The sequence below is a fragment of the Streptomyces swartbergensis genome (assembly GCF_002148965.1).
Taxonomy (GTDB): domain Bacteria; phylum Actinomycetota; class Actinomycetes; order Streptomycetales; family Streptomycetaceae; genus Streptomyces; species Streptomyces swartbergensis.
In genome coordinates, this window is record NZ_NGFN01000355.1 from 1 (window position 1) to 8,807 (window position 8,807).

Annotated in this window: 8 protein-coding genes; 4 read left to right on the forward strand and 4 right to left on the reverse strand. The window is 72.8% G+C overall.

What is annotated here, in order from left to right; genetic code table 11:
• Positions 1–935: WD40/YVTN/BNR-like repeat-containing protein (locus tag CA983_RS36135; protein ID WP_244207237.1), on the reverse strand; the 935-nt coding region annotated here is incomplete at its 3' end.
• A 249-nt stretch (positions 936–1,184) separates the two neighbouring features.
• Here CA983_RS36135 and ssgD point away from each other — a divergent pair.
• Positions 1,185–1,601, forward strand: a complete 417-nt coding sequence (gene ssgD / locus CA983_RS36140) for a spore wall synthesis regulator SsgD (protein ID WP_086604968.1) — start codon at positions 1,185–1,187, stop codon at positions 1,599–1,601.
• 89 nt (positions 1,602–1,690) lie between these two features.
• On the opposite strand, the gene CA983_RS36145 is transcribed toward ssgD, so the two are convergent.
• Positions 1,691–2,344 carry a GOLPH3/VPS74 family protein gene (locus tag CA983_RS36145; RefSeq protein ID WP_086604969.1) on the reverse strand — a complete coding sequence of 218 codons (654 nt, stop codon included), beginning with the start codon at positions 2,342–2,344 and terminating at the stop codon, positions 1,691–1,693.
• Positions 2,345–2,639: 295 nt separating this feature from the next.
• Between CA983_RS36145 and CA983_RS36150 the strand changes: the two genes are divergently transcribed.
• A complete protein-coding gene (locus tag CA983_RS36150; RefSeq protein ID WP_086604970.1) occupies positions 2,640–4,265 on the forward strand; it encodes an ABC-F family ATP-binding cassette domain-containing protein in 1,626 nt (541 codons plus the stop codon).
• Between the two features lie 10 nt (positions 4,266–4,275).
• Positions 4,276–6,582: an ATP-binding cassette domain-containing protein gene (locus tag CA983_RS36155; RefSeq protein WP_086604971.1), complete on the forward strand. Its 2,307-nt coding sequence runs from the start codon at positions 4,276–4,278 to the stop codon at positions 6,580–6,582.
• Here CA983_RS36155 and CA983_RS36160 read toward each other — a convergent pair.
• Positions 6,566–7,741: an ABC transporter substrate-binding protein gene (locus CA983_RS36160; protein WP_244207238.1), complete on the reverse strand. Its 1,176-nt coding sequence runs from the start codon at positions 7,739–7,741 to the stop codon at positions 6,566–6,568. The two genes, CA983_RS36155 and CA983_RS36160, sit on opposite strands and share 17 nt — an antisense overlap.
• Before the next feature lie 55 nt (positions 7,742–7,796).
• Complete coding sequence (locus CA983_RS36165; protein ID WP_086604973.1) at positions 7,797–8,198, reverse strand: hypothetical protein; 402 nt, start codon at positions 8,196–8,198, stop codon at positions 7,797–7,799.
• Positions 8,199–8,600: 402 nt separating this feature from the next.
• Between CA983_RS36165 and CA983_RS47325 the strand changes: the two genes are divergently transcribed.
• The coding region (locus CA983_RS47325; RefSeq protein ID WP_208637108.1) for a hypothetical protein at positions 8,601–8,807 on the forward strand (207 nt) is incomplete at its 3' end.

Genomic DNA, 8,807 nt, shown 5'->3' on the forward strand with positions numbered 1-8,807 from the left:
GGCCAGGCGACGCCGGAGCGGTAGGCGGGCGGGGGCGCGGCGGCGGGGAGCCAGGTGCGGCCGCCGTCGCCGGTGCGCGCGGCGGCGTTCGGTGAGGGCCGGCCGGGGGTGAAGTCGCCGCCGACGGCGAGACCGTGGGTGCGGTCGCGGAACGCCAGCGCGAAGACGCCCCGGGCGGGGTCGCCCGCCGGCAGGGGCGCGTCCGTGGCCGTCCAGGTGCGTCCCCGGTCGGCGGAGTGCAGCACGCGCGCGTGCGCGGCCCCGCCCGTGGCGAGCCAGACGTCCTTCGGCCCGGAGGTGACCAGACACTGGCCGCTCGCGGCGAATCCGGCCTCGCCCTCCCGCGCCGCCGGCATGCCCTCGTCCGGCAGCACCTTCCAGGTACGGCCGCCGTCGCGGGTCGACAGGATGCGGAACTTCCCGTCCACCGGGTCGCTCATCGCCAGGCCGTGGCGGTGGTCGAAGAAGGCGAGGCAGTCGTAGAAGGCCTTCGGGTCGGTGTTGCGGAAGGACTCCGTCCAGGTCACCCCGCCGTCGTCGGTGCGGTACACACGGGACGCCTCGCCCTCGCCGATGGCCAGGACGACGGCCCGCCGCGCGTCGAACGCCTCGACGTCCCGGAACTGCAACTCCGCCGCGCCCGGCGGCGAGACGTTCCGCCAGGTGGCACCGCCGTCGGTGGTGCGCAGGACGGTGCCACCGGTCCCGGCGAGCCAGGCGGTGTTCCGGCTGACGGCGGCCAGGCCGCGGAACCGCACCTCCGGAGTGCCGGTGTCCTTGAGCTCCCAGTGCGGCACCCGGCGCTCCGGCTCGTGCGCCTGCGCCGGTACGGCTGTCAGGGCGGCGAGTGCGAGCAGCGCCGCCGCGCCCGCCGCCGCTCCGGTCGCCCTGCTCCGTGTCCGTCCCGTCCGTCGCGTGGTCCCCAAGCGCCTCATGGCCGGCGAAGCTAGCCCACCCCCGGAGTGCCGTCCAGATGGCCTCGCCCGTGCCCCGCGTGGTCCGGTGGGCGTCACAAGTGCCCTGCACGGCACACGAGGAGAGCCACGTCACTCCGGTGCATGAAGGCGGTGACAGAGGTCACTCGCACTTCGTGTGCACGGATTGGCTGATTCCGTCGTCTCTTCCAGTGCCCGGCCTCATCCGCCCGGAAGTGTCCCGTCCAGCCGTCACAAGGGAGCAAGGCGTTGTCCATCGTCATCGAGCAGCCCGTGGAGGCCCGCCTCGTCGCCGCCGCGCCGCGTATGCCGAGCATTCCCGCGACGCTCCACTACGACCGACGTGATCCGTTCGCCGTCCGCATGACCTTCCCCGCCCCGGCCACGCTGGAGGGCGTCGAGGTCTGCTGGACCTTCTCCCGCGAGCTGCTCGCCGCGGGCCTCAAGAGCGCCGAGGGCCACGGCGACGTACGGGTGCGGCCGTACGGGTACGACCGCACGGTGCTGGAGTTCCACGCTCCCGAGGGCACCGCCGTCGTGCACGTCCGCTCCGGCGAGGTGCGCCGGTTCCTGGAGGCCACGAGCGAGCTGGTGCCGGTCGGGCTGGAGCATCTCCAGCTGGATCTGGACCACGGCCTGGCGGAGCTGATGCGGGACGCGTGCTGAGCTGACGTCCCCGTGTGACGTCCGCCGTCACGGCGCCTGCGACCCTGGCGACGGCGGCCAGGGCCGCGGCGCGGCCCACCCGCTCACCGTCAGGGCAGAGCCGTCGCCGTCGCCGTCGCGGCGAGCGCCGTACGGATCTCGCGGACGATCTCCCCGAGCCCGGGCTCCGACGCCACGGCACGCTCCGCCAGCTCCCGCACGCGCCGCTCGTGGGCGCGGACGTCCTCTCCGGGGAGCAGTTCCGCCGAGGCGGCCAGGGTCACGAGCGCCGCGTCCCGCTCGGAGATCCCGGCGACCGGCTGCGGCCCCCGGAGCACCTGACGCGTCTCCTCCCGCAGCGCCTCCACGACGGCGACGCGCTCCAGCGCGTACTCCACGGACGGGAACACCCCGAGGACCCGCTTCTTCTCCGCCCGCAGACACCCCTCGGCCACCAGCTGCTCCCGCACCGCGTCGAGGGTCACCCGCGAGCGCAGCGTCACCCAGGTCCGCCAGGAGTGCGGGTACGACTCGCGGACGAGTTCCAGCAGCCCGTCGAGGACCGCGTCACCGGTGCGTGAGTCCAGGTCGACCGGCGTGGCGATGCCGTCCTGGTCGACGAGCAGGCCGCGCCAGGCCAGCTCGGTGAGCGCACCGGCCCGTACCGGACCGGGCAGATGGGCGGTGCCGGCGCCCGCCGGCCGCGCGGGGTCCCACGCCAGCAGGCAGAGCCGGGCCGGCAGCGAGAGCGGGCCGTTGGGCACGGGGCCTCCTCGGGGAGGGAAGATCGGGTCTCACGTTAATTCGTTGACAGGCCCGACGCCCCCTCGTACGTTGTTCAGCGTCCTGTTGCCGCCGATTGGAGAAGGACGTTGCTCGTCTGAGGTCCTGAGACACCGCGTCACCCCCGTCGTGTGGGTGCGCTGCGTGCGACCTCGGCGTTCGAGCCGTCCTCCGGTACAGGGCTTTTCTCATGCCCCTGGAGCCTCCTTGCTGGTCGCAGGTGTCTCGACACGCGTTTGCCCCTGACCGCATCAAGCAACCGCGAAAGAGGCCCGCATGCCTACTTCCATCACCGTCACCTCCCTCGCCTTCACCTGGCCCGACGGCACCCCCGTCTTCGAGGACCTCGACGTCTCCTTCGGCCCGGGCCGGACCGGCCTGGTCGGCGTCAACGGATCCGGCAAATCAACCCTGTTGAAGCTCATCGCCGGTGAACTCGCCCCGGCCGACGGCACCGTCCGCGTGGCCGGCGAGGTCGGGTACCTCCCGCAGAACGTCACGCTCGACACCACCCTGCGCGTCGACGAGGCGCTCGGCATCGCCGACCGGCGGGCCGCGCTGCACGCCATCGAGGCGGGCGACGTGGCCGAGGCGCACTTCGAGACCCTCGGCGACGACTGGGACGTGGAGGAGCGCGCCCTGGCAACCCTCGGCGAACTGGGTCTCGGACACGTCGAGTTGGACCGCACGATCGGCGAGGTGTCGGGCGGCGAGTCGGTGCTGCTGCGGCTGGCCGCGCTGCTGCTGTGCCGCCCCGACGTGCTGCTGCTGGACGAACCGACCAACAACCTCGACCTGTACGCGCGCAGGCGGCTGTACGCGGCCGTCGTGTCCTGGCCGGGCGTGATGGTCGTCGTCAGCCACGACCGGGAACTGCTGGACCTCGTCGACCAGATCGCGGACCTGCGCTCCGGGGAGATCACTTGGTACGGCGGCAACTACTCCGCCTACGAAGAGGCCCTCGCGATCGAACAGGAGGCGGCCGAGCGCATGGTGCGCGTCGCCGAGGCCGACTTCCGCAAGCAGAAGCGCGAACTGACCGACGCCCAGGTCAAGCTGGCCCGTCGCAAGCGGTACGGGCAGAAGATGTGGGACCAGAAGCGCGAGCCGAAAATCGTCATGGGGGCACGCAAGCGCGCGGCGCAGGAGTCCGCGGGCAAGCACCGGATCATGCACGAGGAGAAGCTCGCCGAGGCCAGGGAGCGGCTGGACGAGGCGGCGGAGGCCGTGCGGGACGACGACGAGATCCGCGTCGACCTGCCGTACACGGCCGTGCCGCCGGGGCGTACGGTCCTGACCCTCCAGGATCTGGGGCTCCGGTACGGCGCCCGGGCGGCGGGCGGTTTCGAACTGCGCGGTCCCGAGCGGGTCGCGTTGATCGGGCGCAACGGCGCGGGCAAGACGACGCTGCTGCGCACGATCACCGGGGAGCTCGCACCCGAGTCGGGCGAGGTGACGGCGCACGTACCGCTGCGGTTCCTGCCGCAGCGGCTCGACGTCCTCGACGGGGAGCGGACCGTCGCCGAGAACGTGGCCCGGTTCGCGCCGGGCGCCACCAACAACCGGGTCCGGGCGCGGCTGGCCCGCTTCCTGTTCCGGGGCGCCCGGGCCGACCAGAAGGCGGCGACGCTGTCCGGCGGCGAACGCTTCCGGGCGACGCTGGCCGCGCTGATGCTGGCCGAGCCCGCGCCGCAACTGCTCATGCTGGACGAGCCGACCAACAACCTCGACATGGCGAGCGTGCGGCAGCTGACCACGGCCCTGGAATCGTACGAGGGGGCGCTGATCGTGGCCAGTCACGACCTGCCGTTCCTGGAGTCGATCGGCATCACGCGCTGGCTGCTGCTGGAGGACGGAGAGCTGAAGGAAATCACGTCAGAGGCTGTCGGGTTTCCCGCCTAGCGTCGGTGGCATGACCGACTTCCAGCACGATGTGATCCCGCACGACGTCATCACCCTGACCGGAGCCCGAGAGAACAACCTCAAGGACGTCACCCTCCGCATCCCGAAAGGCCGGCTGACCGTGTTCACCGGCGTTTCGGGGTCGGGGAAGTCGTCCGTCGTCTTCGACACGATCGCGGTGGAGTCGCAGCGCCAGCTGAACGAGACGTACCCCTGGTTCGTCCGCAACCGGCTCCCCAAGTACGAGCGGCCGCACGCGGACGGCATGGAGAACCTCTCCCCCGCGATCGTCGTCGACCAGCGGCCGGTCGGCGGCCACTCGCGGTCGACCGTCGGCACCATGACGGACATCTACTCGGTGATCCGTGTGCTGTTCTCCCGGCACGGCGTCCCGACCGCCGGGCCGGCGACCGCCTACTCGTTCAACGACCCGTCGGGCATGTGTCCCGAGTGCGACGGCCTCGGCCGGACGGTACGGCCCGACTGGGACCGCATCCTGGATCCGGACCGCTCCCTCGCGGACGGGGCGGTCCGCTTCCCGCCGTTCGCCGCGGGCACCTGGCAGGGCCAGGCGTACACGAACAGCGCCGACCTGGACCCGGACAAGCCGGTGGGGCGATTCACCGCCGCCGAGCGCGCGTTCCTGATGCGCGGGCGGCCCGGCAGCAAGGTCACCGTCAACGGCAGCGGCGGCACCTGGACCACCGACTACGAGGGGCTCGCCGACCGTTTCGAGCGGCTGTACCTGAAGCGGGACCTGTCGGCCATGAGCCAGAAGACCCGCGACCTGGTCCGGGAGTTCCTGGTGGAGGGCACCTGCCCGGTCTGTCATGGAGCGCGGCTCAACGCGGCGGCGCTCGCCACCCGGATCGGCGGCCGGAGCATCGCCGACTGCACACGGATGCAGGTCACGGACCTGATCGCCGTGCTGAAGGAGATCGACGACCCGGTGGCCGGGCCCATCGCGGGAGCGGCCGTGGCCGCGCTGGAGCGCGTCGAGGCGATCGGTCTGGGCTACCTCAGCCTCGACCGGGAGACGGCGACCCTCAGCGGCGGGGAGGGGCAGCGGCTGAAGACGGTGCGGCACCTCGGCTCCAGCCTGAGCGGGATGACGTACATCTTCGACGAGCCGAGTGTCGGCCTGCACCCGCGCGACGTGGGCCGTCTCGGCGATCTGCTGCTGCGGCTGCGCGACAAGGGCAACACCGTGCTGGTCGTCGAGCACGACCCGGACGTCATCGCGCTGGCCGACCACGTCGTCGACATGGGGCCCGGGGCCGGCGCCGAGGGCGGCCGCGTCGTGTTCGAGGGCACGCCGGGCGAACTGGCCGCGTCGGACACGCTCACCGGGCGCTGTCTGCGCCGCCGTACGGCGGTCAAGGAACAGGTGCGTCAGGCCGACGGCGAGCTGTGGGTCAAGGGCGCCGGCCGGCACAACCTGCGCGACGTGACCGTGCGGTTCCCGGCCGGGGTGCTCACGGCCGTGACCGGGGTGGCGGGGTCGGGGAAGAGCACCCTGGTCGGGGAGTTCACCGCCGCGCACCCCGACGCCGTGGTCGTCGACCAGTCGTCGATCGGGATCTCCGGCCGGTCCACCCCGGCGACCTATCTGGGCATCATGGACACCGTACGGAAGGTCTTCGCCCGCGAGACGGGAGCCGAGGCGGGCTTCTTCAGCTTCAACTCCAGCGGCGCCTGCGGCACCTGCGAGGGCCGGGGCATCATCTACACCGACCTCGCCTTCATGGACCCGGTGACGACGACCTGCCACGACTGCGAAGGGCGGCGCTTCAAGGAGGAGGTGCTGCGGCTGACCGTGCGGGGCAGCTCCATCGCCGACGTCCTGGAGATGACGGCCGAGCAGGCGCTCGGCTTCTTCGACGACCCGGGCGTACGGCGCCGGCTGCGTGCCCTGCGGGACGTCGGACTGACGTATCTGACGCTCGGCCAGCCCCTGTCCACGCTCTCCGGCGGCGAACGGCAGCGCATCAAGCTGGCAACCCGGCTGCACCGGACGGGCGCGGTCTACGTGCTCGACGAGCCGACGACCGGGCTGCACATGGCGGACGTGGAGGGGCTCGTCGCCCTGCTGGACCGGCTGGTCGACACGGGCAACACGGTCGTCGTCGTGGAGCACAACCTGGATGTGATCGCCCGGGCCGACTGGGTGATCGACCTCGGCCCGGACGGCGGCAGGGACGGCGGCGAGATCGTCTTCGAGGGGACGCCGCGACAGCTCCTGGACGCGCGGGGTTCGTTCACCGGGGAGCACCTGCGGCGGGCGGTGGCGGCATCGGCCGTCACCGCGCCGGTGTGAGCTCCCCGGTGAGCGGGACGCCCGGGAGCGCCGTGTTGCTGACGACGGCGAGGCGCGGGCCGCCCGGGCCGTGCTGCCACTGCCCGCCGACCAGCGGCAGCAGGGCGATGTTGGGGGTGGGGCCGCGGGTGAAGTCGAGGGTGCCGGCGATGGTGTCGAGGGTCGTGCCGGCGAGGGCCTGCGCGACGGACGCCCGGTCGGTGGGGTCGGCCGCGACGGTGAGGGCGTGGTGGGCGGTCTCCACCAGGGCGTGGGCGAGGCCGAGGGGCTGGAGCCAGGCGGCGCCGGTGTCCTGCCGGTAGGCGTGGGCGAGTTCGGCGCAGGTGGTGCCGTCCAGGCTGGAGCGGTAGGGGTGGCCGGGGCTCCAGTAGACGAGGGTGGCCACGCGCGCGTCGGCGAGTTCGCCGTGGACGTCGGGGGCGGGGGTGGTGTGGGTGTGCGGGTAGGTCAGCCAGCGCGAGCAGGTGATCAGCCGCGGACGCAGCCCCGCCTCCCGGGCCTGGCGGTGGAAGAGGGCGAGGTCGGTGGCGGTGGCGGCGCTGGTGACGAGGCCGGCACCGTGCTCGCGCAGGCGCCCGACCTGTACGGCGAAGCCGTCGGCCGGTTCCCGGTAGGCGCCGAGGTCGACCAGGGTGTGCCCGCGTGCGGACGTCACCGGGGCGAAGCCGTACCGGTCGTGGCGCAGCAACTGCCCTTGCAGGTCGTCGTTCCACAGGCACCCGACGGCGGCTGAGCCGTCGACGCGTTCCCACAGGTCGGCGAAGACGGCGGCGATGTCGTCCAGTCCCCACGCGAAGTGGTACGTCCACCGGAAGCGGTGCCCCGGCTCGGCACCACGCGCGTCGACGTACGCCTGCCACGGGAACGTGGTCGACACACAGGGGACCCCGGCCTCTTCGCAGGCATCGGTGACGGCGGGCAGGACCCGCGTCCCGGCCATGGTGAGCACGAGGTTCGCCCCGTCGGTGCCGGCCAGGTCCCGTACGGCCTGCCGGGCCGCGCCGGGATCCGAGCGGCTGTCGCGCACGGCGACGGTCACGTCGTGGCGGCGACCGCCGTTGCGGATGTGCTCGAGCCGTGGTGCCAGGGCGCGCAGCACATACGACAGCGGCGAACCGAGAGGGGCCAGTCGACCCGTCAGTGGCGCTACCACGCCCACGCACAATGAAGGTGACGACATCGAGGCCCCTCTCTTCACTGAACCGGTGCGGCCGTCAGTGGCCGGAGCGGTCCTTGGTCACGCAGGTGGTCCTGCTGAACACCGCCACCGTCTCGTTGCCGCAGTTGTTGCTGTGGCCGGAGGCGTTCCGGGCGAAGAGCAGGTTGGACAGGACACCGCCGCTCGGGCCCGCCTGGTCCCCGCCGCCCTTGCCGCCGCCCTTGCCGCCGCCCTTGCGGTCGTCCTTGGTGACACAGGTGCGCTCCTTGAACAGCGCCACCTTGCCCGTGCCGCAGAGGTTGGCGTGGCCGGAGGAGTTCCTGCCGGAGAGGTTGGACAGCACACCGCCCGCCCCCGCGTCGCCGTCCCCGGCATGGGCCGTGGCCATGCCGGCGGGAACGGCCATCAGCATTCCCACGATCGAGGCCACAACCGTGATACGTCGCGTGCCGTACATCTCTGTCGGTTTCCTTCCGCTGGATCGGTCCCGGCCGGTTCGGCCGTGGTCATTGCGCCTAACGACGCCTCGGAAGATCGGCATGGGCCGCGACCAGGTGAATCACCTGCGCGAAGGTTGATCAGGTAGTCCGCCGGGATGCCGGGTGCGGGGGCGTTGACGCGTCGAGGCGCGGTCCGCGCTGCCGACMGATGGGGTGGTCGGCGCTCCGCCGGCCGATCACGCGTGCGGGCCCGCGAGACCGGGGTGTGGGGGTGCCGCGGGGCCGCCCGGGAGGGGCGACATGGCCGACAGCACGGTTCCGGTGGCGGTGGCGGTGGCGGTGGCCGAGCATCCGGACGACGGGGCACGGCCGCCGGACAGCCGGCGAAGGCGCGGCTACAGGTCCGGTGGGTGGTGAGCATGGCCCGCGCCGAGGCGGCGCTCAGGTCCGAGGTCGGCCTCGTCGCCGCGGTGGTCGCCTGGGACCTTCCGGGCCGGGCCGGGGGGCCGACGGTGAACCGGGCCGGGATCGCTCGCCCGTACGGCCCACAGGGGCGCCACTCGGGTGCCGACCGGACCCTGCGCGGCCCGGGCCGACAGCAAACCGGCCCGGGATCGCCGCTCACC